Below are 25,395 nucleotides of genomic sequence, written 5' to 3' on the forward strand. Positions count from 1 at the left end.
GAGGATGCGTCCATGACCTCGTGGACCCCCGGCTGGGGTGCGTACCCGCCCCTCTTGCTCGACTTCTGGACCGAGCGACACCTCTGCGCCTTCACCAGCGTGCGCGAGGACGGAGCACCGCACGTGGTTCCGGTGGGGGTGGCGCTCGACCACGAGCAGCAGTGCGCCTGGGTGATCACCGACGGCGGCTCTCGCAAGGTCCGCACCATCGCCGCCGGGGCGGGGACCGGTGTGGCCGTAGCCGCCTGTCAGGTCGACGGCAGACGATGGTCCACGCTCGAGGGCCATGCGGTGATCCGCACCGAGCCCGAAGCCGTCCGCCGGGCCGAGGAGGTCTATGCCGGCCGGTACCGGGTCCCTCGTCCGAACCCGGACCGCGTCGCGGTCAGGATCGAGGTCGATCGGTTCCTCGTCTCGAGCACGCTCGTACCCTGACTGCTCGAGCCGTCCATCGCGGCGGCGAAGCCCGGATCTCGTTGCCTTCGTGATGGGATCGCCGAGTGGGTGGTGTGCTCGGCGGCTTCGCGACGATCGCGGCGGTGGTCGGGCTCGGGATCCTGGTGGGACACGTCAAGCTCGTCGACGCGAAGGGCCAGCGCACCCTCTCCCTGCTCGCGTTCTACGTCGCGAGCCCGGCGCTGCTGGTGACCGTCCTCGCCGACAGCGACCCGGCCGAGGTGTTCTCGACGCACCTGGTCGCGACCGTCGTCGGTGTCGGCGCCGCGGTGCTGGTGGTCGCCGCGGTCGCGGTCCGGCGCGGCTGGGACCTCGGTTCGTCGGTCGTGGCCAGCCTGTGCTCGGCGTACGTCAACGCCGGCAACCTCGGCATCCCCGTGGCGGCGTACGCCCTCGGCGACGCGGCGCTGGTCGCGCCGACGCTCCTGCTGCAACTGCTGGTCCTGCAGCCGCTCGCGCTGACCCTCCTCGACGTCGACCGCAGCCCCGGCCGGCTGCCGATCGCCAAGGTGCTGACCCGGCCGCTCACCAACCCGCTGACGATCGGCACCGGCGCCGGCGTGCTGCTGGCGGTCGCCGACGTCCGCCTGCCCCAGCCGATCCACGACCCGCTCGCACTCGTCGGCGGGATGGCGGTGCCCGCCATGCTGATCGCGTACGGCGTCGCACTGCGCCTCGGACCCCTGCCCGGACGCGGGGTCCGGCCGCGAGCGCTGGTCGCCGTGGTCGGGCTCAAGATGCTGCTCCAGCCCCTGGCGGCCTACACCGCTGGGCGGTTTCTGCTCGACATGGACGGTCACGACCTGTTCGCCGTGACCCTGCTGTCGGCGCTGCCGACCGCGCAGAACGTGTTCGTCGTCGCGACCCGCTACGACCGGGCGGTGCTGTTGGCGCGCGACGCGATCTTCGTGTCGACGGTCCTTGCTGCGCCCGCGGCCGTCGTCATCGCGGCGCTCCTGTCCTGACCCGCGCACCCGAGAGCGCGGTTCAGGCGACCGGACGCGCCGATCCGCGGAGCTGGCCGGGCACCACGAACCCGGTCTCGTAGGCGGCCACCACGAGCTGCACCCGGTCGCGCGCCCCGAGCTTCGCGAGCAGGCTGGCCACGTGGGACTTCACGGTGGGGAGCGAGATGTAGAGCTCGCCGCCGATCTCGGCGTTGGAGAGGCCGCGCGCGAGGAGTCGCAGGACCTCTGCCTCCCGCTGGGAGACGCGGCTCGGGCGCTCCGGCGGAGGCATCGGCACCGACCGCAGCTCGACCCGCCGGCCGGGCGTCGGTGCGGGCGGGGGCTCGAGCCGGGTCCGGCGGGGGTACGGCGTCGGCATGGTGCTCATCGGTGGTGTTCCTCTCGGGTGCGCAGCCCCTGTGGGTGGGCTGTCCGGGAGAGCGTCTCCACCAGTGCTCAAATTTCGCTCAATTCTGTTCTTTACTGATGCAGACTCCGTGGGTGCACTGCCTGCGCATCGCCGTACTCGGGCCGCTCGAGGCCACGATCGACGGCGCTCCGATCGACCTGGGCTCGCGCAAGCAGCGCGCCGTCCTCGGCGTGCTCACCGCGCTCGCCCCCGCCGCCGTGCCCGTCGAGCGCCTGGTCGACGAGATCTGGGGCGACGCCGGCCCGGCCAACCCGCTGCGCAGCCTGCAGGTCTACGTGTCGGCGCTCCGCAGCGCGCTCGGGGAGTACGGCGACCGGCTGGCCACCGAGGGCCGGGCCTACCGACTGATCGCCGACGGGGTCGAGATCGACGCCGAGCGGTTCAGCCGGCTCGTGCGCCAAGCCGCGGCCGAGCCGGACCCGGACGCCGCGGTCGCGCTGGTCGACGAGGCGCTCGCCCTCTGGCGCGGTGAGCCCTGGCAGGACCTCCGTGACCTGCCGCTCGTCGCGCCGGTCGTCGTGGCGCTCGAGGCGGAGCGGTTGACGGCTGCGGCCGTCCGCGCCCGCGCACTGCTGTCCCTCGGTCGGCATCGTGAGCTGGTGCCGTGGCTGGAGCCGCTGGTCGAGCAGCACCCCCTCAACGAAGAGCTCCGCGGCCACCTGATGCTCGCGCTGCACCGCAGTGACCGCCAGGCCGACGCGCTCGAGGTCTACGCGGCCGGCCGGGAGACCAAGGCCGACGAGACGGGTCTCGACCCGGGCGAGGACCTCCAGCGGCTGCAGGCGGCGATTCTCACCGACGACCCGGCGCTCCGGGTGGAGGACGTCGAGCTCCGGTCCCGGCGGCACCTGCCCGCCCCCGTGACGTCGCTGGTCGGACGGGAGACCGAGATCGCGTCGGTCGTGGCGCTGTTGCGGGAGCCGGACAACCGGCTGGTCACGATCACCGGACCCGGGGGCATCGGCAAGACTCGGCTCAGCATCGCGGTCGCCCGTGGGCTGGCCGCCGACCACCCCGACGGCGTCTGGTTCGTCGCGCTGGACGCGGTGCACGACCACCGGCTGGTGGCCGGGGCAGTCGCCGACGCGTTGGAGGTCGAGACCAGCGGAGGTGACGTGCCCGCGGCGCTGAAGGCGCACCTGCGCGACCTCCGGATGCTGCTGGTCCTCGACAACTTCGAGCAGGTCGACGACGCGGCGCCGTTGGTCTCCGACCTGCTGGCGGCAGCAGCCGGGCTGCGGGTCCTGGTGACCAGCCGGGTCCGGCTCCGGCTGTACGGCGAGCGGGTGGTCCCCCTCGACCCGCTGGCGACGATCGACGCCGGTCCGCTGTTCGTCGAGCGGGCCCGGGGGGTGGACCCGGGGTTCGACGCCCCACCGGACACCGTCGCCCAGCTATGCGACCAGCTCGACGGCATCCCGCTCGCGATCGAGCTGGTCGCCGCCCGCGTCGACGAGATCCCCTTCGAGACGCTCCACAAGCAGCTGGCGGAGCGACAGGCGCTCGATCTCGCCACCCACGGCCCTCGCGACCGCAGCTCGCGCCAGCGCACCCTGCGCGACGCGATCGCGTGGAGCGTCGCTCTGCTGCCCGAGGAGCTCGCCGGGAGGTTCGCGCGGCTCGCCGTGTTCGACGGCGGCTTCACCGCGGGGGCGGCGGCCGCGGTCACCGGGGTCACGTCGGCCGACCTCACCGCGCTGGTGCGGGCCAGCCTGGTCGTCGACGCCGGTGGGGGTCGGTTCCGGTTGCTCGAGACGCTGCGGGAGTACGCCGGCGAGCTGCTCGGCGACGCCCACGACCAGGTCGCCGACGCTCACGCCGAGTGGTACCGGAGGTTCGTCCTCGACGCCGACGGGAGGATCTCGATCCCCGCGTGGATCAAGCTGATCGACCCGGACCGGGCCAACCTGCGCGCCGCGCTGGAACGGCTCTACGTGACGGCCCACGACGACACACCGGTCGGCGTGCGGCTGCTGGAGCTGACCTCGGCGCTCGGGCGGTACTGGTACCACGTCGGCCCGGCCAGCGCCGACACCGAGTGGCTGCCGCGAGCGCTCGCCCTGGCCACCGACGCAGATCCCACGCTCCGGGGCAGCGCCGCCTACGCGCTCGCAATCTGTCGTGGCGAGCAGGGTCTGGTGGAGGAGGCGATCGAGCACTGCCGGACGGCGTACGACCTGCTCCGCGACGGGCCGGACCCGCTGTGGGCCGCGCGCGCGCTGAACTCGCTCGCCAGTCTCACCCACGACATCGGCCACAGCGAGGAGGCCGCACCACTCCTCGACGAGAGCATCGCGCTCAGACGCACCCTCGGCGGTGCACTGCCGCTCGCGATCCCGCTGTCGAACCGCGCCTCCGTCGCCGTCCAGCTCGGGGACGCCGCAACCGCGCGGTCCTGCCTCGAGGAGATCCTCAGGGTCGAGGGTGACGACGAGCTCGAGGCTGCCTTCGCGATGATGGGCATGGCCGACGTCGAGCTCCTCGCAGGAGACCCGGACGCGGCCGCGGTCTGCCTGCGGACCGCGGTCGAGACCGTGATGGCCGAGGACTACCAGGACTACCGGTTGATGGAGTGCCTCGAGACGTTCGCGGCGCTCGCCGTGGTGCGCGGTCGGGCCGACCTCGCCGCGACCCTGCTTGCCGCCGTGGACCGGGCGTACGCCGACGAGGGGTCGGTGATGGTGCCCGCCGACATCCGGCTGCGCGAGCGCCGTACGGGCGCTGCGCTGGCGGCGCTGGGTCCCGAGGCACGCCGTGCGGCCGAGGACCGGGGGACCGCTCTCGACCTGCAGGCGGCGGTCCGGCTGGCGCGGCAGGAGCTGCTCTGACCAGCCGGGGTACCGGGGGTGCCCGGTTATCGTGACGGCATGGTGGATGTTGCGAGGTGGGTCGACTCGACCGTCGCGCGCCGGATCCGCAAGGTGGGCGACGATCCGGGTCGTCGCAGCGAGCTGATCGCCGCGGCCGCCGCGGCGATCGACGAGGAGGGTCCCGGGGTCGGGATGGCCCAGATCGCCGAGCGGGCCGGCATCCCGCGGCCGCACGCCTACCGCTACGTCGCCAGCAAGAAGCAGCTCGACCTCGACGTCGCGCGGAAGGCCTCGGCCGACCTGCTGGAGCAGGTCCGCCCGCACCTGACCAGGCGCGGTACGACGTACGAGGTCGTGCACGGCATCGTCGCCGTCATCGCCGAGTGGGCGGCGCAGCACCCCAACCTCTACCGGTTCGTCGCCGCGCAGAAGCAGACCAAGAAGCTGCACCAGGCGCGGATGGGACGCAGCCGCTTCCTGGACGAGCTGTTCGTCGCCCTGAGCGCCTACCTGCGGCCGACCGAGGTGGTGCCGTCAGCCCCCGACGGCGTCCTCGCCGGCCTGATCGGCATGGTCGACGCCAGCATCATCTGGTGGCTCGACCACAAGGACGAGACGCAGGACGAGGTCGTCGACCGGTTGACCCGGCAGGTGACGCTGGTGCTCACCGACATGCTGTCCCAGCTCGGGTTCGACGTGCCCGACGACATGGTGTTCGATCCCGGTGCCGACGAGTAGGTCCGGGGGCTGACCGCCCCTCCCGGGTAGGTTGACAACGTGGGGGTCGCGTCCAGCATCGACCGCACCCAGCGCCGGGTCCCGATCCTCGGGGTCCCGCTGGCGGTCATCTACAAGTACTTCGACGACCAGGGGAACTTCCTGGCCGCGGTGCTGACCTTCTATGCCTTCATCGCGATCTTCCCGCTGCTGCTGCTGGGATCGTCGATCCTCGGGTTCGTCCTCCAGGGCTATCCGGAGCTCGAGAAGCAAGCCCTGGACTCGGCGCTCGCCCAGTTCCCCATCATCGGTAGCGAGCTCGGGCGACCGGGTGGCCTGCAGGGTTCGATCAGCGCGATCGTCATCGGTGGCCTCGGCGCGCTCTACGGTGCGCTCGGCCTCGGTCTGGCGCTGCAGAACGTCCAGGCCACGGCGTGGGCGGTGCCGCGCAACATCCGGACGCACCCGGTGCTGACCCGGGTCAACAGCGTGGTCCTGATGGCCGTCGCGGGAACGGTCATCCTGGGCGTCGCCGTCCTGTCGGCGGTGGTGACCGAGACCGAGGTGCTCGGTTCGGTCTCGTCGGCCGGCTGGTTCCACTGGCTCGTCCGTCTGGTCACCGTGCTGATCCTCGGCACCGTGATGACGGTCCTGCTGCGGATGGCGGCCGCCAAGGCCATCGAGCACGACATCGCCCGCGCCGCGCCGGGAGGCTTCACCATCGCGGTCATGTGGGGGCTTCTCCAGTGGCTGGGCGCCGCTTACGTCGCCCGCGTCGTGAACACGGCCGAGAACAACGAGATGAACGCGACCTTCGCCCTGGTCCTGGGGCTGATGCTGCTGCTCTACGTGGGCGCGATCATGGGCGTGCTCGGCATCGAGGTCAACGTCGTGCTTGCCGAGAAGCTGTGGCCGCGGGCGCTGATGACGCCGTTCACCGACCAGGTCGACCTCACCGAGGCCGACCGCAAGGCCTACGCGATGTATGTCCAGAGCCAGCGGCACAAGGGATTCGAGACGGTGTCGGTGCGCTTCGACGGCCGGGACGGCGACAGTCACGAGATCGTGCTCGACCCGCGCACCGAGGAGATCATCCAGCAGCGGATCCCCGCCGCTCCGCCGCCGCCGGAGCGCGGAGCGCCCGACCCGACGGAGCCGATCCGGCAGCCGCAGAACCCGGCGCACTAGGCCGGCTCGTCCTCCCTGAGCAGGTCGCGCAGCGCGGTGACGACGTCGTCGTCGAGGCCGAGGCCCTCGCGCAGGTACGCCGCGCGGTCGCCGTACCTCGCCTGGACGGCGTCGTAGCCGGAGCGGAGGTACTCGATGTCTGCCACCAGCGTCGGCTCGAACACGGAGACGTGGTCGCCGCCGAGCACCGTGACGATCTCCGCCTCGACCCGGGCGCGGCTGCTGCCGGTGAGGGCGTTGGTCAGCAGGTAGTCGCTCTCGATGGTCGGGTCGTCGACGCCGGCGATGTGCAGCAGCAGGGCAGCGACCCACCCGGTGCGGTCCTTGCCGGCGGTGCAGTGGAAGAGCTGGGGTCCGCCGGTCGCGAGCTGGCGTAACAGCCCTCCGAACTCCACCCGGGCGGCCTCGCTGTCCACGAAGCTGCGGTAGACGCGGTCCATCAGCTCGACCGCGCTGCGCCGGTCCCGCAGGGCGGCGACCTGCTCCATGGGGATGCCGGACACGTCGAAGTTGTGCCAGGTGGCGCCTGGCACCGCGGCGTCGGGGTGCCGCTCGATCTCCGGCTTCGACCGCAGGTCCAGGACCGCCCGGAGGCCGAGACCGGCGAGTGTGTCGTGGTCGGACTCGTTCAGTCGCAGCTCGTTGGAACGGAAGAAGACGCCGCGTCGTACCCGGCCCCCGTCGTGGGTCGCGTAGCCCGCTCCGGCGACGTCGCGGAAGTTGTCGGCCGACGCAAGCCGCAGGATCTCGTCGCTCGAGGAGGTCACGGGCCGAGCGTAGGGCTCAGGCGGTGATCTCGATGACGGCAACCACATCGGGACCGGGCTCGGCCGAGCCACCATCGGGTTCGATGGTGATGCCCACTGCCGTGGCCTCGCTGGCGTCGCCCTCGAGCAGCACGGTGGCGTCGTCCTGGTCCGGCATCAGGCCTGCCGGCACCATCGAGCCCGCCGGGTCCTGCAGCCACAGCTCATAGACCTTGCCGTCGGGTGCCGGCGCCATGTCGTCCGTGATGACGACGGCGCGTCCCTCGGACCGGGAGACCACGACGGTGGCGCTGGACCCGTCAGGGAACTGCTGCTCGAAGTCCTCGCGGTCGTCCGCCTGCAGGACCGCCTCGGTGGCGGACAGGTTGGTGTCGTCGTCGGAGGCCCACGGCTTCAGCCACACCGTGGTCAGCAGGGCAACGACCACCAGGGCCGCTGCGACGAGGAGCGGCCCGGTGGACGCGAACCACGGCCGGCGGCGGGTCCGGTCGTCCGTCGCCTCGCTTCCGCGCTCGATGTGCGGCGGCAGCGGGCGGATCGTCTCGATGCCGGCGAGCACCTCGGCGCGCAGCCTGGCGGGAGGCTCGACCGGGTCCACCGCGAGCGCCGCGGCGGTCTCGCGCAGCGTCTCCACCTCGATCCGGCAGTCGGGGCAGCTCCGTAGGTGCGCCTCGAAGCGGGCCCGCTCGACGTCGTCGAGCGCGTCGACGACGTACGCACCCGTGAGTGCGTGTGCGTTGTCCCAGTCCGGCCGGGTCTCGTCGAGATCGCTCATCGTCCTACTCCGATTGTGTCGCGAAGCCGGATCAGGCCGTCGCGAATCCTGGTTTTCGCCGTTCCGACCGGGAGGTCGAGCAGGACGGCCACCTCCGTGTGGGTGTAGCCGCCGAAGAACGCCAGCTCGATCGCCTCGCGCTGGACCTCGGTCAGGCCGCCGAGCGCGGCCCGCACCCGGCGTGCCTCGAGTGAGGCCTGGGCGGCGTCGGCCGTGACGTCGTGGGCGACCGTCTGGTTCCGGTGGTGGTACGTCGCGTCGCGCCGGGTCGCGGCCTCGGCGCTGCGCACCCTGTCGACGGCCTTGCGGTGCACGATCGTGAGCAGCCAGGACAGTGCGCTCCCGCGCTCGGGATCGAACCGGCTGGCGGTGCGCCAGATCTCGAGGAACGCCTCCTGGGTGACCTCCTCGGCCTGGGCCCGATCGCGGACGACCCTGACGGCGAGGCCGTGGACCCGGGCCGCGGTGGCGTCGTACAAGGAGGCGAACGCGTCGCGGTCGCCCTTCGCCGAGCGCTGGAGCAGGTGCGCGAGCTCCGCGCCGCCGCCGGCCGGCGCCCCCGGGTGGGGGTCGCCGGCCTGCGCGGGTACGCCGGGGTCCATGGGGTGATCCTTCCGTGTCCGGATCGATCGGGCGAGGGTCATTGGACCCCGGTCAGCACCTTGTCGATCACGTACACGGTGGCGTTGGCGGTCGGGATGTTGCCGCAGATCACGTTGGCGGTGACGGTGCCGTCGGAGACGGTCATGCCGCTCTCGGCGTCGCCCTCGATGGTGAGCGAGTCACCAGCGAGCGTGTCCTTGTCGCCGGGGACGGCGTCCGCGTCGGCGTTCTCGCCAAGGACGTGGTGCGCCAGGACCTTGTAGAGCGTGCTGTCCTGACCCTCCGCCATCCCGCCTTCGACGAGAGCGTTGAGGTCGGCCTCCGGGATCTCCGCGAACGCACCGTTGTACGGCGCGAACACGGTGAGCTCCTCGGCACCGTTGAGGGTGTCGCCGAGGCCGTCGACCGCGCCGACCGCGGTCACGAGCGTGGTCAGCAGCGGGTTGTTGCTCGCCGCGGTCGCGACCGGGTCGTTGACCATGCCGTCGAACGAGCCGGCGCCGTCGGTCGGGACCTCGGCACAACCGTCGCCGAAGGTCTGGGCCTCGGGGCTGTCGGCGGCGGCCTGGTCGCCGCCGCCGCTGGACTTGTCGTCCTCGCCGCACGCAGCGAGGGTCAGGGAGAGCGCGATGGCCGCTGCGGCGATGCCGGACCCGCGGCGCAGGTGGTGGAGCTTCATTGTGGTGGTGCCTTTCGTCTGGGGCGTTGCTGGAGGTGATGGAGGTGGTTCGGAGTGGTGCGGCGAACGGATGGGTGGGTCAGGCGATCTCGACGATGACCTCGTGCAGGCCACTCGCACCGTCGGGGAAGGGTTCGGCACGGGCAGCGGTCTGGGGCTCGCCGTCGCCCGACACCGCTCGCGCCGAGATCCGGTGCGAGCCGCTCGGCGCCTGCCAGCGGTAGAACCACTGGCGCCAGTAGTCGTCGCCGCCGGAGGGCCCGAGGTTCGCGTCCCGCCAGCCCCCTCCGTCGACCTGGACCTGGACCTTGGCGACGCCGCCGCGCTCCTGGGCCCACGCCACGCCGCCGATCACCACGTCGCCCGGGTCGAGCTCGGCCAGCGCCTTCGGGGTGTCGATCCGCGCCGAGATCTTGATCGGGGCGTCGGTCGCCCACCCGCGCTCGGTCCAGTAGGCGTCCTGCTCCGCATAGGTGGTCAGGGTCAGCCTGGTGAGCCACTTGGTCGCGCTGATGAACCCGTAGAGGCCGGGGACGATCATCCGCACAGGGAAGCCGTGCTCGCGCGGGAGCGGCTCGCCGTTCATGCCGACGCAGACCATCGCGTCGCGGCCGTCCGTGGCGAGCGCGAGCGGGGTGCTGATCGTCATGCCGTCGAAGTCGGTGGACAGGATCTGGTCGGCACGGTCGCCGACGCCGGCGAGGTCGAGCAGGTCGGTCAGCCGGACGCCCAGCCAGCGCGCGGCCCCGACGTACTCCCCGCCGACGCTGTTGGAGACGCAGGTGAGCGTGATGTCGCGTTCGATCATGGGCATCTCGAGCAGCTCGTCGAAGGTCAGCGTGACCTTGCGGTCGACGTCGCCGTCGATGGTCAGTGTCCAGTCGTCGCTGCTCACCACCGGGGTGTCGAGGCGGGTGTCGACCCGGTAGAAGTCCTCGTTGTCCGTCTGGAACGGGGTGATGCCCGGGACCTGCTGGTCCAGCCCTCGCGCCAGCGGCGCCGCCGGGTCCGCCGGGTCGGGGAGGGTGACGTCCTCCGGTCGCAGCCGCAGCCTGGTGACCAGCTGACCGCCCACGCCCCCGACGAGGGCGATGGCGCCGACCACGCCGGCAGCGATGAGGACGCCGCGACGCCCGCGTGCCGGAGCGCCGACCTGCTCGCGCGAGAGCCACGCCAGTGCGCCGACCGCGCCGATGGCCGCGACCAGACTCGGCCCCAGGTCGAGGACCGACGCCTCCGGTCGGGTCGCGACGGCGACGGCGGCGACTGCGACGAGCGCGACGAGCAGGCCGGCGCCGTACAGGAGGCGACGGCGGGCCAGCAGACCCGCCACCGCAGCGAGGGCGACGACGCCGGCGAAGACCGAGCCGACGAGGATCGGCTTGTCGGCGGTGCCGAACGTCCGGATCGCCCACTCCTTCAGGGGTGTGGGCGTGAGGTCGATGACCGCGGCGCCGACGGCGAGCACCGGTGAGGTGTCCGCGTCCGTCAGCGCGGCAACGACGTGCGCGAGCCCGAGGCCGGTCAGCGTGGCGAGCACGCCGTAGAGAGCCCAGGGCAGTCGCGTCCTCATGGCGGTGGTTCGGTGCGGCGGTGGTTGGCGGATGGGTCAGCGGGTCGACCAAGATGGGGCCATGGCCGACACCCCGCTCGAGCAGCCCGAGGAACTCGTCCACTACGAGGTCGCGGACCGGATCGCGACCATCACCCTGGACTCGCCGCACAACCGCAACGCGCTGTCGCGCCAGCTCATCGCCGAGCTGTTCGAGAGGCTGGATCGCGCGGACCAGGATCCTGACGTCCTCGCTGTGGTGCTGAAGTCGTCCGGCCGGGTCTTCTGCTCGGGCGCCGACCTCTCCGAGGCCGCGACCACCCCGATGGAGGAGGGTGCCCGCGCGATCGTCACCCTGCAGCGCACGATCGTCGGGCTGAGCAAGCCCGTCGTGACGGTGGTGGCCGGCGCCGCCCGCGCGGGCGGCATTGGCATCGTGGCGGCCTCCGACATCGTGCTCACCGCGGAGGACGCGACGTTCGCGCTGACCGAGGTGAAGCTCGGCCTCGCGCCCGCCGTCATCTCGCTCACGGTGCTGCCACGCCTCACCCAGCGCGCCGCCGCGCTGACCGCCCTCGGTGGCGAGGTCTTCACCGGCACCGAGGCGGTGGCGATGGGGCTGGTGACCAGGGCGGTCCCGGCCGACCAGCTCGACACCGCGGTCGCCGAGCTCTGCGGTCAGCTCACGACCGGCGCGGCCCAGGGTCTCCGGGAGACGAAGCGGCTGCTCGCCGCCGACCTGCTCGAGCGGATCGACGCCCGCGGCGAGGAGCTGGTCGCCCTCAGCGCCCGGCTCTTCGGCTCCGACGAGGCCCGCGAGGCCATGGTCGCCTTCCTCAACCGCAAGAAGGGCTGATCCGGCTGGGCTCCCGTCAGTTGTGCCGCACCCGCGGCCCCAGCCGGCAACGGTCGGAGCGGAACCCCGCGTCGATCCGGGCGTCGTCGATGAAGTGGACCTGCTCGGTCTCGCGGCCCATCGACGCTCCGAACCGGATCCACCTCGGCCGGCCGATACAGGCCCGTGGCACCGTCACGACCACGCGTTCCTGGCGCGGCAGTGCCTTGCCGCGGAGGCCGCTGCAGTCGAGCACCTCGGGTCCGTGGAAGAGGAAGAGCGAGGTGTAGACCGTCCCGGCCCGCCGGTCGTGGTGCAGCGCCCACCGGTGGTTCGGGGTCTTGACGTCCCACGTCGCTACGTAACCGGTGCGCGGGAGGCTCCGGACCTTCAACCACAGTGTCGAGGTCCGGCCGCGATGAACCGTCCCCGCGCGCACGATGTCGTGGTTCCGGTTCGCGGGCGCCAGCGCGGGCGTGCCGCTCGCGGGGACGCGGTAGACGTCGCGCGCGGCGTCCGTCGTGGTCTGTCGGCCCGCGTCGGCGGGCGCCGCTGTGAGCACGGCGGTGAGCAGCGCGGCGAGGAGCGCGGTGAGAGGTCGCATGACGCCTCCTTCTCGACCCGATCAGTTGTAGGCGATCCGGGGCCCGAACGCCGGACCCTGGCGCAGGATGTTCCCGTCGAGCCGGGCGTCGTCGACGAGGAGTGTGCCGTTGTTGAGCGCGCGAAACGCCGACCCGCCGGTGCGGATCCATTCCCGTGGACCGATGCAGCGGCGGGGGAACGTCATCACCACCCGCTCGGCGTCGTCGACCCGTCGGGCGCGGAGCCCGGCACAGTCCTGGCGGCCCTCGCCGTCGGTCCGCTCGAAGAAGGCCTCGGGCCTGCGTGACTCGTGGATGTAGCCCACCGACCAGGTAGCCGTCGCCGTGCGGACCCGCCAGAAGACCCAGAAGTCGCGGAGGGGGAGGTCGCGGACGGTCAGAGCGAGCCGCACCCGACCGCCGCCGTACCTCACCGCGATGCTGACGACGTCCTGCGCGTGGTTGCGAGGCCGCGGCTCTGTTGTCGGAGCTCCCGTGTTCCGGAAAACAGCGTGGACGACGTCCCGCCGGTCGTCGCGGGTTCGCTGCTGTTCGGCGGCCGCCGGAGATGTCGCGGTGAGGAGCAGGGCAACCGTCAGCAGCACGCCTACGGCCGCCGAGGGACGTCCGCGCCGGCCACGCGGTGAGATCGTCATGACGACAGTGTGGACCGAGTTCGCCGACCACGGTGTGTAGAGTTGGGAAGTTGTTGCTCCTGAGGGGCAACGTCTTGGACTCGGTAGCGAACACAGCGGGGGCATCGTCGGTGGCAGATCAGCTGGTCGATCGCGAGGTCGCGTCCGAGCAGGCGTTCGTGGATCGGGTCTACCAGCAGCTCGAGCGCGCCGGACTGGCCGCCCAGCAGCTCGCCAAGGAGGGCCACTCCCGGGGGCGGCTCGGCCACGAGGGTGGTCTCGTGGAGCGCGACGCCATGGTCTTCCAGGCCGCGAAGCGGATCGCGCAGCTCGACGCCGCCCACGAGGGCCTGGTCTTCGGGCGCCTCGACATGACCGCGGCGGTCGACGCGCAACCGCGGTACGTCGGCCGGATCGGCCTGCGTGACGAGGACCGCGACTCGCTCATCATCGACTGGCGCGCCCCGGCCGCCGCGGTCTTCTACCAGGCCACCGCTGCCGAGCCGCAGGACGTGATCCGGCGGCGGGTGCTGCGCTGCACCGGCCCGCGGGTGGTGGGCGTCGAGGACGAGCTGCTCGACGCCGAGGCCCTCTCCGAGGCGGAGGCGACCGGGCGCGAGCTGCCGATCGTCGGCGAGGGCGCGCTGATGGCGCAGCTGTCGCGCGCGCGGGACCGGTCGATGCACTCGATCGTCGCGACCATCCAGGCCGAGCAGGACAAGGCGATCCGCGCGCCGGGCAAGGGCGTCGTGTCGATCTCCGGAGGACCGGGCACCGGCAAGACGGTCGTGGCGCTGCACCGCGCGGCGTACCTCCTTTACAACGACCGCCGTCGCTACGAGTCCGGCGGCGTCCTCATCGTCGGTCCCTCGGGTGTCTTCATGCGCTACATCGAGCGGGTGCTGCCGTCTCTCGGCGAGACCGCGGTCGCGCTGCGCTCGCTCGGCGAGGTGGTCGACGGCTATCGCGCGACGCGCCACGACGAGCCCGCGGTGGCCGACGTCAAGGGCTCCGCGCGGATGGCCGAGCTGTTGCGGCGCGCCGCCCGACAGCAGGCCCCCGGTAGCCCCACCGAGTTCCGCGTCTTCTGGCGAGACGACCGGATCACCCTCGACCGGGGTGCGCTCGGCCGGGTCCGGCGGAGCCTGATGTCGCAGGGCCGCCGCAACAAGCAGTTGCCGCGGGTCTCCGCCGCGCTCCTCGACGCGATGTGGAAGCAGGTGCGCGGCGAGCGTGGGCGGGAGCAGGGTCGGGAGAAGTTCGACGACGACATGCTCTCCCGCGACGACTTCCTGGACTTCGCGCTCAACTGGTGGCCGCCGCTCGACGCGCCCACCGTGCTGGGCTGGCTGCGCGACCCGGAGTTCCTCGCCCGGGTGGCCGAGGGCGTGCTCTCGACGGAGGAGCAGCGGCTGCTGCTGAAGTCCTGGAGCGGCAGTACCCCGACACCGCAGACCGGGGACCTCTCGATCGAGGACGTCCCGTTGCTCGACGAGCTCCGCTACGCGCTCGGGGACGTGCCCCAGAAGGCGGACGACGAGCGTGACGACCCGATGGAGCTGATCGAGGGCGGCGTCGACATCCAGGAGCTGATGACGGCCGCCGACCGTGAGTACGCGCCGACCGGACGGGCGTGGGCCCCGCCGACCCACAGCATCGAGGACGACGGCTTCGCGCACGTGCTCATCGACGAGGCCCAGGACCTGACGCCGATGCAGTGGCAGATGGTCGGCCGCCGCGGCCGCGCCGCGTCGTGGACGATCGTCGGCGACCTTGCCCAGTCGTCGTGGCCGGCGCCCGACGAGGCGGCTGCCGCGCGTGCGTCGGTGCTCGAGGGCAAGCCGGTGCACGACTTCCACCTGTCGACGAACTACCGCAACTCTGCCGAGATCTACGACTTCGCCGCGGCGTACGCCGCGCGGGTCGGCCTCCGTGCCGACCTGCCGGACGCGGTCCGCCGTACCGGCGTCGCGCCGGAGGTCGTCACCGGTGTCGGCGACCTGGAAGCCGCGACCCGGGAGGCCGTGGTCGGCACCGCGAGCAAGGTGGCCGGCACCGTCGGCATCGTGGTCCCTGCCGCCCGTCGGTCGGAGGTCAACGCCTGGCTGGCATCGTGGCCCGAGCTCGCCGACGACGCGCGCGGCGCCCGCGCGGCCATCGACTCGTCGGTGCCGCCATCGGGTGACGACCGGGTCGTCGTGCTGACCGGCCTCGACACGAAGGGCCTCGAGTTCGACGGCATCGTCGTGGTCTCCCCGGACGAGATCGAGGCCGAGTCGGCGACCGGTCGATCGACGCTCTACGTCGTCCTCACGCGGGCGACGCAGCTGCTGACGACGATCGGCTGAGCGGACTTGCTCGTCTAGAGCGCGCCGTCCTCGCGCAGCAGCACGAGGACGGCAAGCACCCGCCGGTTGACGTGGTCGGACGGGTACAGGTCCAGCTTGCGGAAGATGCTCGAGCACACGGTCTCGACCGTCTTCCCGGCGAGGTAGAGCTCGGCTGCGATCGCCGCGTTCGAGAACCCGCGGGCGATCAGCCGGAGCACTTGGAGCTCCCGCCGGGAGAGACGGTCGAGCTGCCGCACGGGCACTTCGTGGTGCCGAGCTTCCGAGATGGTCAAGGTCACGAGAAGACCGGCCCGCCCCGGAACCGCCGGCTCTTGCGCGACGTCTGCGCCACCGGTGCGCCGGTGAGCGCGAGGACCTTGGCGCCGGCCTCGGTCTCGCTGGCCTTGCGGAGGATCGCGAGGATGCCCGCGTGGGTGCGACGGAGCTCGGCGAGGGTGTCGACGAAGGCGTCCTCGCCGGTGCTGCGCACGTCGAGCTGGGCCTCGCACATCCTGTTCCAGCGGGAGCGGAGCGCCGTGAGCAGGCCCTCCGGGCTGCCGAAGAACGGCGCCCACTCCTCGCGCCAGGGCAGCGCGCCGGTCATGTCGACGGCGGCGGCCGCCTCGACCTCGCGGATGATGCGGGTCCGGTTGTGGGTCTCTTGCCAGGTCATCTGAGGGTTCCTTCCGGGGAGTCGCGGTGGGGAGTCACCGCTGCGGTTCACGGAAGGAGGAGGAGCCGGCCGATCCTCCTGATACACGAAGTTCTGAACATTTACCCGGGTCGTGGATGTATCAGGAGGCTGTCCCGACACTCCTCCATGCGGGACGATGCACCCGACAGGCCATGCAGCCAGAGGAGGTCGGGTGTGGACACGACTGATCCGCTCGCGACTCTCGTCCACGCGGCGCGGGAGGGAGAGCAAGTTGCCTGGGATGCGATCGTCGACCGCTTTCTACCGCTGGTGGGAGCGATCATCCGTCGGCACCGGCTGTCCGACGCCGACGGCGACGACGTCAGCCAGACGGTGTGGCTGCGCCTCGTCGAGCACCTCGGCGCGCTGCGTGAGCCGGACGCCCTCCCCGGGTGGATCCGCACCACGGCGCGCAACGAGTGCCTCCGCGTGCTCGCCGCTCGCGGCCGCGTCCAGGTCGTCGATCCGCAGGAGGGTGGGAGCTTCCCGGACGCCGACTCCGCCGGGGCGGTGGACGACGAGATGCTCGCCGCCGAACGCCGGCAGGCGCTGCGCGAGGCTCTCGCCGAGCTGCCCGCCGGCCGCCGCGACCTGCTGCTGCTCCTGCTCACCGACCCACCCCTCGGCTACGAGGAGATCAGTGCCCGGCTCGGCATCCCGATCGGCAGCATCGGTCCGACCCGGGCGCGAGCGCTCGAGCAGCTGCGGAGGACCCGTGCCCTGCGCGGCCTCGGACCCGACCCGGTGGGAGGTGTCGTGTGATGTCTGAACGTGACGACGACGAGCTGATGGCCGAGCTGGCCGCTGCGGTCGAGGAGGAGGCCGCCGTCTCCGACCGACGTCGCGCCGCGGCCAAGGCCGCGTTCACCTGGCGCACCGTCGACGCCGAGCTCGCCGAGCTGCTGCACGACTCCGCCCTCGACGCCGGCGCCGCCGTCCGCTCCGGCGCCGACGGCCCCCGCATGCTCTCCTTCCGCCGCGCCGCGGTGACCCTCGAGGTCGAGATCGACGGCGAGTCCGTGCTCGGCGAGGTCATCGACGAGCACGAGGGTGACGCCGCCCCTGCCACGGTCACGCTGCAGCGCCCCGACGCCGACGACCGCACCGTGGAGGCCGACGCCTCCGGGTTCTTCCGGTTCGACGGTGTGCAGCCGGGGTCGGTGCGGTTCGTCGTGGCCCGGGCCGGGTGGTCGCTGACCACGCCCTGGGCGACGATCTGAACGGGGGTCAGAGCGGGCCGATGATCGGCTCGCCACCTGGCCCCGTCTGGGGGTTCTTGGTGAGGTCGGCGTACGCTGCCCGCGCGTCGACCTTGTTGCCGGTGGCGGTCATGTGCGCGGCGATGAGGCCACTGACGATCGGCGTGGAGAACGAGGTGCCGCTCCACCGAGCGATCCCCTTGAAATGCCGGATGTCCGGTCCGCTCACCTTGTCGATGTTCTCGGGGTAGTGGCAGGAGTAGGTGCCGTTGGGAAACGCGTTCACCAGGTCGCGGCCGCGAGCATAGATGTTGACCCAGTCCCCGTAGTTGGAGAAGTCGGAGCGCTTGCCGTCAGCGTCAACCGATCCGACTCCGACAACCCAGTCGAATGCGGCAGGATAGAACTCCTCGTCGCTGGAATCGTTGCCCGCTGCGGCGACGACGAGGATCGGCCGCTCGGGGTCGTCGAACTGGTGGATCCGGGCCAGCAGCTCGAAGCTCAGCAGCGGGATGCTCCACCTCGTATGGGTGCCGGCGGAGATGCTGATGACGTGCGGTCGGTCGCCGTCGGTCAGCGCCTGGTTGAGCTGCTTGAAGATGTCGGACTCGTAGATGGCGCCGCCCTGGGTCAGGAAACCCTCGACCTCGACTCGGGAGCCTGGCGCCATGCACCGGACGACCCCGGAGACGAAGGTGCCATGGCCGGCGTACTCGTGGATCGCCGCTTGGTTGACGATCTCCTCGTCGCTGGGGTCAGCGACGACTCCGGACAGCCATGGGGTCGCACTCCCCGGGTCGCCAGCAGCCTTCCACCATCCCGTGTCGACGACGGACACGTTGATCCCGCGCCCCGCCGCCGTGTCAGGCGAAAGCGGCGGGAACGGGTCCGTAGCTCGCGGTTCTTCAGGTTCGGTCGCGGGGCACGCCCTACCCCACAGCGTCACGTACAACACGTGGTCGGGAGTCGCGACGCCACGACCGAGGGTGTCGTCGATGTCGTCGAGCGTCGCCAGGACGACATCGTCGTCGTCTCGCCGCGCGGGCAGGGTCACCAGCGCGAGGCCGCCGACAGAATCGCGGGCACGACCGATGGTGCCCTCGTAGGTGTGTTGACGGTCGCCGAAGAACCTATCGAGCTCGTCGAATCTGTCGTCCGCAACGAGCGCATGGCCAGGTCGGAAGAGGAAGGCGGCGTCGCCGTCGTCCTTCGGTCGGCGAGGAGGTCGGCCGTTGTCGCCAGCCGCGACGTCGCCACTCTCGCGAAACGCCCGTCGGATGACGTCGATCTGGATCCGCAACCGCTCCCGATCGAGGTCGGCTGGGGTTGGGTCCGGGGCGGGCGACGGGATCCACGGCAGCCGCAACCGGAGTTGGAGGAGAACCCGGCGCATCATGCTGACCGAGAGGATCGGAGACTTCTTGCTGTCGCTCACGGTAACTCCTCGGACGGCGGGATCGAGGCGCACCAGTACCTCGGTGCGGGCGCTAACGTAGTGCCGCTCGAAGGTGGTCGTAAACAGGGATAACCCCCCAGATGCAACTCGAGGCGGCGATGCAGCACCTGTTGGAGCTGGCCTTCGATGATCCGGATGAGGCGAGCCGCCTCGCGGAGGCGCTCCTGGACACGTCCGACGACTCCATCACGCGATCGTGGGCCCTCCAGTGCCTGGGCATTGTCTTTCGCGAAGCTGGACGTCTCGACGAGTCCGTAGCGGTCCTGCGACGGGGGTTGGCCGAGGCCACGCGTGCTCGATCGCTCGATCGGATTTGTGACGTCCGTTCCACTCTCGGCATCACCCTGGTGTTCGGAGGGCGGACAAGATCAGGCTTGAGTCACCTCGCGAAAGCGGTCGGTGCCGAAGCTGCTTCTCATCGCGTAGCGGCCAAGGCCCTGATGCTGCAGGCGATGGGGCAGGGATACTCCGGAGGCTTTGCCGACGCCCGGACGAGCCTTCATCGATCCCTGGCCCGCGTTCGTGCGGCCGGTGATCCGGTGTGGGAGGCGCGGACCCTGGTCAACCTCGCGCATGTCGCGCTGCGTCTCGGGCTGGCGAGCGAGGCTGAGCACAGCATCGAGCTCGCAGAGCGCCTCTTTCGCGGTGAGGGTGCGGCAGTTGAAGCGCTCGACGCGGTGGGCAATCGAGGCGAGATCGCCGCATTCCGTGGCGACCTCGCCTCTGCGCTTCGGTGGTATGGGCTCGCTGTGGACGGCGCGACGCGCGCAGGTGTGCCCGTGCGACCCGAGCTCGCCGAGTTGCGGGTGTCGGCGATGCGTGCGGCTGGCCTCGCCGAGGAGGCGGTCGTGATGATGAGGGAGGCGCTGTCCGAAGACTCGCAGGCGCGAGCAAAGACGGCCGAGCTGCGTCTGACCCTGGCGGAGGCGTTGCTCGCCGCCGGCCATCCTGATGAGGCACTCGCGACCGCCCGCCGGGCCAGAGACGAATTCCGGGCGCAGCGGCGCGAGTGGCACAGGCTCCGCGCACGGTTGTTAGTGGCACGTGCGCTGGCTGCGCGGTCGGGTCGACCTGGTCACGACATAGCCGATATCGCCGACAAGCTCGACGCACAGGGAGCAGACGAGGCGCCACTCGCGCTGACGCTGGCTGGTCGGGTCGCGCAACGGGACGATCGCGTGCCGCTGTTGCGGCGGGCGATGTCATACCGAACCCGCGCGAACGGTCTCGTCCGGGCGAGCGCACATCTAGCCGGCGCGCTCGCGTGCGAGGAGTGCCAGGACCGGGCCGGCGTCCTCCGGGCCTGCGCCGCCGGCCTCGATGCGATCGACGAGCACCGACGCCTGATGGGCAGCTCCGAGCTTCGCGCACTTGCGACAACGCACGGCCGCGAGCTCACCGAGATCGCGCTCCGACATGCCGCCCACGACCCCCGCACCCTGCTTCGGTGGAGCGAGCGCACCAGAGCCACCGCGCTCGCCCAGCCGCCGGCGACCTCCGACGCGGCGACCATCCCGGCCTCCCTCGCGGCCCTCCGTGACAACGGACGGCGGCTGGCCGAGGCGCGGCAGGCGGGGGAGCCGACCGAGGAGCTCGAGAAGGAGCGGCTGCGCCTGGAAAGGGCGGTGCGCACCGAGCACCACACGCAGTCGGCGGCGGGCACCGATCCCCAGCGGCCCGCGGCGGTCGAGGACATCGTGGCGGGGGTCGGCGACGGGTGCCTGGTCGAGCTGGTCGATGTCGACGGCACGCTCCACGTCCTGGTCGTCCACAACGGCCGGGTACGGCGGAAGGTCGCGGGCTCCACGACTGAGGTCGCCGACCTGCTCGCTCCCGCCGCGATGCTGCTGCGGCGCGCCGCCCGCGGACGGCCGGCCGACACGGCCGACATCGGCCGCCGCCTGCAGGAGGCGATCCTCGGCGACGCGGTCCGCCTCATCCCGGACGGCCCGGTCACCCTGGCGCCCACCGCCCGCCTCCACGGCCTGGCCTGGTCGCTCCTCCCTGCGCTCCACGACCGGCCGTTCGCCATCGTGCCCTCAGCAGGTCAGTGGTTGCGCGCCACGAACGCGGAGCGGCCGGACCCGCAGCGCACCGTCCTCGTCGCCGGACCGGAGCTCGAGTCCGGCGGGGCGGAGGTGCCGGTCCTCGCGCAGCGCCACCCCGGCGCCGTGCTCCTCGACGGCCCGCACGCCACCCTCGGTGCGGTGCTCGACGCTCTCGACGGTGCCGACCTGGCGCACCTCGCGACCCACGGCCGGTTCCGCGCCGACAGCCCGCTCTTCTCCGCACTCGACCTGGCCGACGGTCCGCTGACCGTGCACGACCTCGAGCGGCTGCGAACGGCGCCCTACCGGGTCGTCCTCTCCGCCTGCGAGTCCGGCGTGCTCGCCCCGGTCGGCGCCCAGGAGCTGCTCGGCCTGGCCGCCGCGCTGTTCTCGATCGGCACCGCCGGCCTGGTCTCCAGCGTCGGCGAGGTCAACGACGCCGCGACCGCCGACCTGATGGTCGGCCTCCACGACGGGCTCGCTGCGGGAGCCGATCCGGCAGCCGCACTGCTCGCCGTACGGCGGGCCGCGGCCGACGATCCGGTCGCCGCCGGCACCGCGGCGGCGTTCGTCGCGCTGGGCGTGTGAGTCAGCGCCGCCGTCGCGTCACCGCGGTGGGGCCGGTCTCGTCGGCGTCACTTGTGGGCGTCTCCGATCCGCCCGGAGAGGTCGTTGAGCTCGAGCCAGAGCTCGTACTCCGGAGACCCCTCCGGCTGGTTGGAGAGCCAGCCCATGTACTGCGACGGCTCGAGCAGCGGGTCGTTGGCGGCAACGTTGGCCTGCTCCTTCCACCGCTCGTAGGAATCGGGAGCGCCGTTGCGCTGGAGGTAGAGCAGCCAGGCCATGGTCTGGTGGAGGTCCTCGTCCTTCCAGCCCTCCTCGAACTTCTTCCGGGCCGCGTCGTCCTTCCCGGCCTCCGCGACGATGGCGTCGAGCGCGGCGATCGCGACGTTGAGCACGGGGATCGTCTTGGCTGCGGTCGTGCCCCCCGTCTTGATCAGCTCGGCGAGCTGTCCCTGGAGCTCGGACCTGATCTGGCCCGCGATCGGCTTGACCAGCTCACCGACGTTGTAGTCGACGTGCGCGGCCTCGGCGAGGCCGAGGATGTAGCCGATGTGCTTGGCCGAGGCCTCGATGCCGCCCTCCCCTTGGAGGTCCCGCGCGATCATGTCCTTGAGGAGCTGGTTGACCTCCTTCTTCCCGACGTACTTCCCGAACAGCGACGCGATGTCGTCCTGGTAGTCGTCGAGCGACTCGGGATACTGCGCGAGCAGGTCGATCGTCTTCGGGTCGGTGAAGAACTTCCCCAGGTCGTACGTCGCGTCCGCCGGCGGCGGCCGGCTGTCGAGCTGGCCGAGCAGCGCCCCGAGCGCGCCCAGCGCCTCCTCGTCGCGGGCGGCGTCGAGCAGGCCGGGCAGGATCTCGTTCCAGTTCCTCGTGACCTGCTCGTCGTAGGGGTCGCCGCCGTCGCTGAGCAGCTCGGAGATCCACCGGTCCCGGGAGGCGGAGTCCATCTCGTTGACCAGGACGGCGAGGTCCTTCGGGTCGAGCATGTTGTCGCGGTAGCCCTGGATGATCTCGTCGACCGACTTCTCGCCGTTGGCGAGCTGGCTCATCCACCGGGTCATGTCCCACGTCGAGCCGCCGGGGATCTGGTCGCCGAGGTAGTGGGCGTAGGGCAGCACGGCGGAGTTGGTGCGCGGCCCGGCGTAGTCGGAGCCGGTGATCGCGGTCAGGATCCCGATGTACTTGGCCGATCCGAGGTCGGCGGTGATCTTCCCGAGGGTGGTCCCGTCCACTACCTCCAGGCCCGCGGCATAGACGTCGTTGAGCGCCTGCAGCGGTCCCTCCCAGTCCTCCTGGCTGAGGAGGCCGCCACCCTGGACCGCGAGGTCGTTGGCCGCGGCGTCGTAGGCGTCCTTGAGCAGCTTGCTGCCACCCGCTCTGACGAACGCAGCCGCGTAGTCGGGGTCGTCGGCGTGCTCGGCGATGCTCGCCATGAACTCGCGGAGCTCGTCGCTGTCGTACGCCTCGCGCCCATTCAGCAGCTCCTGGAGGTGCTCGGCGTCGCGCTTGCCCTCCTGCCGGCTCTGCTCCTGCTGCTGGAGCAGGTCGTGGCGCTGGTCGGTCAGGGTCAGGAGCGGCAACAGCGTGTCGGGGTTGGTCCCGTAGCTGAGGGTCGAGCCGTTGTAGCCGTAGTAGCTGATAGGCGACGACAGGGCGATGGTCTCACCGCACTCCTTCACCCGCTCGCGGCACCAGGTCTTGAGCTCCTCGAAGTCGGCGTCGGCCGAGCCTTGCAAGCGGTCGCGCCGCTCGCCGGCGGTCTCGCCTCCGCCGTCGGGGTCGTGGTCGCCGATGGGCGCGTCGTCGTAGTCCGACTGGGCGGTGCTCCAACGAGTGTTGAGCGCGGCGAGCTCCTCCTGCGCGGTGTCGAAGTGCCCGGCGAGGGTGGTCAGCGCCTGCTGCGCGTCCCCGAGGCCGACCGAGAAGCTGCCGTCGCCCCCGGTCATCACCCCACCGAGCGCACCCATCTCGGCCTTGATCGCGGTTGCGGCCTCCCCGGTCCACTGGCCGCCGATCTCGCCGGGTGTGCCGGCGACCTGCTGACCCTTGGAGCGCACATGGGCTTCGGCCTCGCCGAGGAACTTCGCGACGTTCCGCAGCTGCTGCGGGTCGAGGTTCAAGGTGTAGTGGTCGGCCACGGCGCGTCAGATCGTGATGGCGGTCTGGTGGGAGGCGTCGCGGTCGACCTTCTGCAGGTCCACCATGACCTGGTTGGTGTTGCCGGCGATGAGGCCGGCGCACTCGGACGCGATGTCGAACGTCTGGGACCAACCGGACTCGAAGGTCTGCGTGTAGCCCTGCATGTCGGAGGAGAAGTCACCGCATGCCCCGTCGAGCTGGTGGCGGGCGGTCACGACCAGGTCGCTGAGGTTGAAGAAGTCCTGCGCGAGGTTGTCGAAGCGGTCCTCCACCTGGGCTGCCACCTCGGGGCTCATTCGGATGACCACGCGTTGTTCCTCCGTCCCGATCCGGTCGGCCAACAATCTGACCGGGTTCACCTATCCCGCCGCGGGCCACCTCAAACGTCGGGCCGCGCCTCGTGGCCGGGTCGGTCGTGGGTACGACGGTCCTCCTTCAGCTCGGCCTCGTAGAGGTGGCGCCGGCCCTCGACGAGGGTGTCCCTCGCCACCTGCTCCAGTGACTTGAAGAGCGAGTAGTAGCCGTCGTCGTACTCCTCGACGATCTGGAAGGTCCAGCGTCCCTCCAGCACGTTGCGGCCGACCAGCTCCTTCTCGAACCGGTCCGCCAGCTCGTCGTGGCCGGCCTCGCGCAGCTGCTGCACGCCCTTGCCGAGCGTGAAGTCGGCAGTGCCGGACAGCCGGTGGAACGTGTAGAGGTGGCCGCGGGCGATCTCGACGGCTTCGAGCGCCTCGGAGATGTTGCCGAGCGCCTCGACCGTGAGGTCGTCGACGCCGTCCGGACGGGTGTGCTCGTCGTCGGGTCCCATCTCTTCCTCTCAGGTATGCCAGCAGGCGTTGGTGCGGACGACGAGGTCGTCGACGACGGCGGCGAGGTCGCCACCGCTGCGTTCGTACGCCGCGTGCTGGCGACTGGCGCCGCCTCCGGCGAGGACGCGTTCCAGTCCGTCGCTGACGAGGTCGACGTCCCCGCAGGCCTCGAGCTGGTCGCGCACGGTGGCGAAGAGCAGCGCCAGCACCTCGCGCGCCGGCACGGGTTCAGCGGTGATCGGGCTCAGGAGCCGGTTGGACAGGCCGTACCGGGCCGCCCGCCAGTGCGCGGCGCGCAGCAGCTCGGCGCGCCAGACCGGCTCGGACCCGTCCACGTCGCTGTCCGCGGCCCGCATCACCAGACCTCGCACCAGAGCAGCGATCAGGACCGCATCGTCGGGGTCGGTGCACACGTCGGAGGTGCGCACCTCCACCGTCGGGTTGGCTTCGGACAGCCGGGCGTCGAAGTAGATCATTCCGCGATCCAGGGCGGCGCCGGAAGCGATCAGCTGCCCGCTCACCTCGCGGTACGCCGCCAGCGAGCCGAACTGCTCCGCCGGGCCCGCGCTCGGCCACTGCGCCCACACCCGGGACCGCCAAGAGTGGTAGCCGGTGTCCCGTCCCTCGACGTACGGCGAGTTCGCGCTGATCGCGAGCACCACCGGCAGCCACGGTGAGAGCCGGTCGATCACGGCCACCCCCTGCTCCTCGGAGTCGACCTCGACGTGCACGTGCATGCCGCAGATGCCGGCCACGCGGGCGATCTCGCCGTAGGTCTCCAGCATCGTCAGGTAGCGGTCGACCCTGGTCACCCGGGGCTCACCACTCGCCACCGGGCTGGTCCCCGACGCGATCGTGGCGACGCCGGCCAGCTCTGCCGCCTCCCCGGCAGCGCGCCGTTGCCGCACCAGGTGCTCCCGCAGCTCTCCGAGGTCCTTGTCCGGCGGCGTGCGCGTCTCGAGCTGGTGGCGGAACAGCTCCTTGTCGAGGTCCTCGTCCGACGTGGCCGGCTGCTCGCCGTGGGCCCGTTGCAGCACGTGCTGGGAGACCGGCGACACCTTCCGGGTCGCAGGATCGACGAGCAGGAACTCCTCTTCGACTCCGATGGTCCGCGGCTTCACGACTACGGAGTACCCCCCGCGGCGACTTCTGAGCCGGGCGTCCGCGCCTCGTAT

General features: G+C 71.5%; 26 protein-coding genes. 10 read left to right on the top strand and 16 right to left on the bottom strand.

The window, feature by feature from the left end; all coding sequences use genetic code 11:
• Positions 1 to 12: 12 nt before the first annotated feature.
• Entirely contained in the window at positions 13 to 435 is a 423-nt protein-coding gene (locus SHK19_RS00565) for a pyridoxamine 5'-phosphate oxidase family protein (RefSeq protein ID WP_322454130.1), read from the top strand.
• Positions 436 to 500: 65 nt separating this feature from the next.
• Positions 501 to 1,421 carry an AEC family transporter gene (locus SHK19_RS00570; protein ID WP_322937550.1) on the top strand — a complete coding sequence of 307 codons (921 nt, stop codon included), beginning with the start codon at positions 501 to 503 and terminating at the stop codon, positions 1,419 to 1,421.
• Positions 1,422 to 1,443: 22 nt separating this feature from the next.
• On the opposite strand, the gene SHK19_RS00575 is transcribed toward SHK19_RS00570, so the two are convergent.
• On the bottom strand, positions 1,444 to 1,791 hold the full coding sequence (locus SHK19_RS00575; protein WP_322454128.1) for a response regulator transcription factor: 348 nt from the start codon (positions 1,789 to 1,791) through the stop codon (positions 1,444 to 1,446).
• 113 nt (positions 1,792 to 1,904) lie between these two features.
• Between SHK19_RS00575 and SHK19_RS00580 the strand changes: the two genes are divergently transcribed.
• The 3 genes from SHK19_RS00580 to SHK19_RS00590 are packed head-to-tail and all read left to right on the top strand — an operon-like array spanning position 1,905 to position 6,548.
• On the top strand, positions 1,905 to 4,661 hold the full coding sequence (locus SHK19_RS00580) for a BTAD domain-containing putative transcriptional regulator (RefSeq protein ID WP_322937551.1): 2,757 nt from the start codon (positions 1,905 to 1,907) through the stop codon (positions 4,659 to 4,661).
• A gap of 39 nt (positions 4,662 to 4,700) precedes the next feature.
• Positions 4,701 to 5,381 carry a TetR/AcrR family transcriptional regulator gene (locus tag SHK19_RS00585; RefSeq protein ID WP_322937552.1) on the top strand — a complete coding sequence of 227 codons (681 nt, stop codon included), beginning with the start codon at positions 4,701 to 4,703 and terminating at the stop codon, positions 5,379 to 5,381.
• Between the two features lie 39 nt (positions 5,382 to 5,420).
• Positions 5,421 to 6,548: a YihY/virulence factor BrkB family protein gene (locus SHK19_RS00590; protein ID WP_322454125.1), complete on the top strand. Its 1,128-nt coding sequence runs from the start codon at positions 5,421 to 5,423 to the stop codon at positions 6,546 to 6,548.
• On the opposite strand, the gene SHK19_RS00595 is transcribed toward SHK19_RS00590, so the two are convergent.
• From SHK19_RS00595 to SHK19_RS00615, 5 genes are all read right to left on the bottom strand, one after another.
• The gene (locus SHK19_RS00595) at positions 6,545 to 7,315 is read right to left on the bottom strand and encodes a tyrosine-protein phosphatase (RefSeq protein WP_322937553.1); all 771 of its coding nucleotides are present in this window, start codon (positions 7,313 to 7,315) and stop codon (positions 6,545 to 6,547) included. The genes SHK19_RS00590 and SHK19_RS00595 overlap by 4 nt on opposite strands.
• Before the next feature lie 16 nt (positions 7,316 to 7,331).
• The gene (locus tag SHK19_RS00600; protein ID WP_322454123.1) at positions 7,332 to 8,090 is read right to left on the bottom strand and encodes an anti-sigma factor; all 759 of its coding nucleotides are present in this window, start codon (positions 8,088 to 8,090) and stop codon (positions 7,332 to 7,334) included.
• Positions 8,087 to 8,692: an ECF RNA polymerase sigma factor SigK gene (gene sigK / locus SHK19_RS00605; RefSeq protein ID WP_322937554.1), complete on the bottom strand. Its 606-nt coding sequence runs from the start codon at positions 8,690 to 8,692 to the stop codon at positions 8,087 to 8,089. The genes SHK19_RS00600 and sigK overlap by 4 nt, the downstream gene beginning before the upstream one ends.
• A 38-nt stretch (positions 8,693 to 8,730) precedes the next feature.
• Positions 8,731 to 9,372: a fasciclin domain-containing protein gene (locus SHK19_RS00610; protein ID WP_322454121.1), complete on the bottom strand. Its 642-nt coding sequence runs from the start codon at positions 9,370 to 9,372 to the stop codon at positions 8,731 to 8,733.
• A 79-nt stretch (positions 9,373 to 9,451) separates the two neighbouring features.
• Positions 9,452 to 10,945: a molybdopterin-dependent oxidoreductase gene (locus SHK19_RS00615; RefSeq protein WP_322937555.1), complete on the bottom strand. Its 1,494-nt coding sequence runs from the start codon at positions 10,943 to 10,945 to the stop codon at positions 9,452 to 9,454.
• Positions 10,946 to 11,006: 61 nt separating this feature from the next.
• Here SHK19_RS00615 and SHK19_RS00620 point away from each other — a divergent pair, with 61 nt between their 5' ends.
• Complete coding sequence (locus tag SHK19_RS00620; RefSeq protein ID WP_322937556.1) at positions 11,007 to 11,780, top strand: enoyl-CoA hydratase-related protein; 774 nt, start codon at positions 11,007 to 11,009, stop codon at positions 11,778 to 11,780.
• 16 nt (positions 11,781 to 11,796) lie between these two features.
• Here SHK19_RS00620 and SHK19_RS00625 read toward each other — a convergent pair whose 3' ends face one another.
• Together SHK19_RS00625 and SHK19_RS00630 are read right to left on the bottom strand one after the other, a co-directional pair.
• Positions 11,797 to 12,363, bottom strand: coding sequence for a hypothetical protein (locus SHK19_RS00625; RefSeq protein WP_322937557.1), 567 nt, complete (start codon positions 12,361 to 12,363; stop codon positions 11,797 to 11,799).
• Between the two features lie 21 nt (positions 12,364 to 12,384).
• A complete protein-coding gene (locus SHK19_RS00630; protein ID WP_322454117.1) occupies positions 12,385 to 12,999 on the bottom strand; it encodes a hypothetical protein in 615 nt (204 codons plus the stop codon).
• Between the two features lie 110 nt (positions 13,000 to 13,109).
• Here SHK19_RS00630 and SHK19_RS00635 point away from each other — a divergent pair, with 110 nt between their 5' ends.
• Positions 13,110 to 15,326, top strand: a complete 2,217-nt coding sequence (locus SHK19_RS00635) for a HelD family protein (RefSeq protein ID WP_322937558.1) — start codon at positions 13,110 to 13,112, stop codon at positions 15,324 to 15,326.
• Positions 15,327 to 15,340: 14 nt separating this feature from the next.
• Here the strand turns inward: SHK19_RS00635 and SHK19_RS00640 are convergent, their stop codons facing one another.
• Together SHK19_RS00640 and SHK19_RS00645 are read right to left on the bottom strand one after the other, a co-directional pair.
• Positions 15,341 to 15,565 (bottom strand): response regulator transcription factor, encoded by a 225-nt coding sequence (locus SHK19_RS00640; protein WP_322937559.1) that lies wholly within the window; start codon positions 15,563 to 15,565, stop codon positions 15,341 to 15,343.
• A 38-nt stretch (positions 15,566 to 15,603) separates the two neighbouring features.
• Positions 15,604 to 15,981 carry a hypothetical protein gene (locus SHK19_RS00645; protein ID WP_322937560.1) on the bottom strand — a complete coding sequence of 126 codons (378 nt, stop codon included), beginning with the start codon at positions 15,979 to 15,981 and terminating at the stop codon, positions 15,604 to 15,606.
• 195 nt (positions 15,982 to 16,176) lie between these two features.
• Here SHK19_RS00645 and SHK19_RS00650 point away from each other — a divergent pair, with 195 nt between their 5' ends.
• Positions 16,177 to 16,764, top strand: a complete 588-nt coding sequence (locus SHK19_RS00650; RefSeq protein ID WP_322937561.1) for an RNA polymerase sigma factor — start codon at positions 16,177 to 16,179, stop codon at positions 16,762 to 16,764.
• The gene (locus SHK19_RS00655; RefSeq protein WP_322937562.1) at positions 16,764 to 17,222 is read left to right on the top strand and encodes a carboxypeptidase-like regulatory domain-containing protein; all 459 of its coding nucleotides are present in this window, start codon (positions 16,764 to 16,766) and stop codon (positions 17,220 to 17,222) included. The genes SHK19_RS00650 and SHK19_RS00655 overlap by 1 nt, the downstream gene beginning before the upstream one ends.
• A gap of 7 nt (positions 17,223 to 17,229) precedes the next feature.
• Here SHK19_RS00655 and SHK19_RS00660 read toward each other — a convergent pair whose 3' ends face one another.
• Together SHK19_RS00660 and SHK19_RS00665 are read right to left on the bottom strand one after the other, a co-directional pair.
• The gene (locus SHK19_RS00660) at positions 17,230 to 18,669 is read right to left on the bottom strand and encodes a S8 family peptidase (RefSeq protein WP_322937563.1); all 1,440 of its coding nucleotides are present in this window, start codon (positions 18,667 to 18,669) and stop codon (positions 17,230 to 17,232) included.
• Between the two features lie 356 nt (positions 18,670 to 19,025).
• Positions 19,026 to 19,604, bottom strand: coding sequence for a hypothetical protein (locus SHK19_RS00665; protein ID WP_322937564.1), 579 nt, complete (start codon positions 19,602 to 19,604; stop codon positions 19,026 to 19,028).
• On the opposite strand from SHK19_RS00665, the gene SHK19_RS00670 reads away from it, so the two are divergent.
• Positions 19,512 to 21,293, top strand: coding sequence for a CHAT domain-containing protein (locus SHK19_RS00670; RefSeq protein WP_405030522.1), 1,782 nt, complete (start codon positions 19,512 to 19,514; stop codon positions 21,291 to 21,293). The genes SHK19_RS00665 and SHK19_RS00670 overlap by 93 nt on opposite strands.
• A gap of 47 nt (positions 21,294 to 21,340) precedes the next feature.
• Here the strand turns inward: SHK19_RS00670 and SHK19_RS00675 are convergent, their stop codons facing one another.
• The 4 genes from SHK19_RS00675 to SHK19_RS00690 all read right to left on the bottom strand — a co-directional run bounded on the left by SHK19_RS00675 (position 21,341) and on the right by SHK19_RS00690 (position 25,341).
• Entirely contained in the window at positions 21,341 to 23,410 is a 2,070-nt protein-coding gene (locus tag SHK19_RS00675; RefSeq protein WP_322937566.1) for a WXG100 family type VII secretion target, read from the bottom strand.
• Positions 23,411 to 23,416: 6 nt separating this feature from the next.
• Positions 23,417 to 23,719: a hypothetical protein gene (locus tag SHK19_RS00680; RefSeq protein WP_322454107.1), complete on the bottom strand. Its 303-nt coding sequence runs from the start codon at positions 23,717 to 23,719 to the stop codon at positions 23,417 to 23,419.
• 71 nt (positions 23,720 to 23,790) lie between these two features.
• Positions 23,791 to 24,219 (bottom strand): hypothetical protein, encoded by a 429-nt coding sequence (locus SHK19_RS00685; RefSeq protein ID WP_322937567.1) that lies wholly within the window; start codon positions 24,217 to 24,219, stop codon positions 23,791 to 23,793.
• A gap of 9 nt (positions 24,220 to 24,228) precedes the next feature.
• A complete protein-coding gene (locus tag SHK19_RS00690) occupies positions 24,229 to 25,341 on the bottom strand; it encodes a carboxylate-amine ligase (protein WP_322937568.1) in 1,113 nt (370 codons plus the stop codon).
• Between the last annotated feature and the right edge of the window lie 54 nt (positions 25,342 to 25,395).

Source organism: Nocardioides bizhenqiangii (genome assembly GCF_034661235.1).
GTDB classification, from domain to species: Bacteria; Actinomycetota; Actinomycetes; order Propionibacteriales; family Nocardioidaceae; genus Nocardioides; species Nocardioides bizhenqiangii.

Coding starts and splice junctions, on each gene's coding strand:
- SHK19_RS00565 (WP_322454130.1), top strand. CDS start 13: ATGACCTCGTGGACCCCCGGCTGGGGTGCGTACCCGCCCCTCTTGCTC.
- SHK19_RS00575 (WP_322454128.1), bottom strand. CDS start 1,791: ATGAGCACCATGCCGACGCCGTACCCCCGCCGGACCCGGCTCGAGCCC.
- SHK19_RS00585 (WP_322937552.1), top strand. CDS start 4,701: ATGGTGGATGTTGCGAGGTGGGTCGACTCGACCGTCGCGCGCCGGATC.
- SHK19_RS00600 (WP_322454123.1), bottom strand. CDS start 8,090: ATGAGCGATCTCGACGAGACCCGGCCGGACTGGGACAACGCACACGCA.
- sigK (WP_322937554.1), bottom strand. CDS start 8,692: ATGGACCCCGGCGTACCCGCGCAGGCCGGCGACCCCCACCCGGGGGCG.
- SHK19_RS00610 (WP_322454121.1), bottom strand. CDS start 9,372: ATGAAGCTCCACCACCTGCGCCGCGGGTCCGGCATCGCCGCAGCGGCC.
- SHK19_RS00615 (WP_322937555.1), bottom strand. CDS start 10,945: ATGAGGACGCGACTGCCCTGGGCTCTCTACGGCGTGCTCGCCACGCTG.
- SHK19_RS00620 (WP_322937556.1), top strand. CDS start 11,007: ATGGCCGACACCCCGCTCGAGCAGCCCGAGGAACTCGTCCACTACGAG.
- SHK19_RS00625 (WP_322937557.1), bottom strand. CDS start 12,363: ATGCGACCTCTCACCGCGCTCCTCGCCGCGCTGCTCACCGCCGTGCTC.
- SHK19_RS00630 (WP_322454117.1), bottom strand. CDS start 12,999: ATGACGATCTCACCGCGTGGCCGGCGCGGACGTCCCTCGGCGGCCGTA.
- SHK19_RS00645 (WP_322937560.1), bottom strand. CDS start 15,981: ATGACCTGGCAAGAGACCCACAACCGGACCCGCATCATCCGCGAGGTC.
- SHK19_RS00655 (WP_322937562.1), top strand. CDS start 16,764: ATGTCTGAACGTGACGACGACGAGCTGATGGCCGAGCTGGCCGCTGCG.
- SHK19_RS00670 (WP_405030522.1), top strand. CDS start 19,512: ATGAGGGAGGCGCTGTCCGAAGACTCGCAGGCGCGAGCAAAGACGGCC.
- SHK19_RS00665 (WP_322937564.1), bottom strand. CDS start 19,604: ATGGCCGGCGGCGAGCAACGCCTCCGCCAGGGTCAGACGCAGCTCGGC.
- SHK19_RS00685 (WP_322937567.1), bottom strand. CDS start 24,219: ATGGGACCCGACGACGAGCACACCCGTCCGGACGGCGTCGACGACCTC.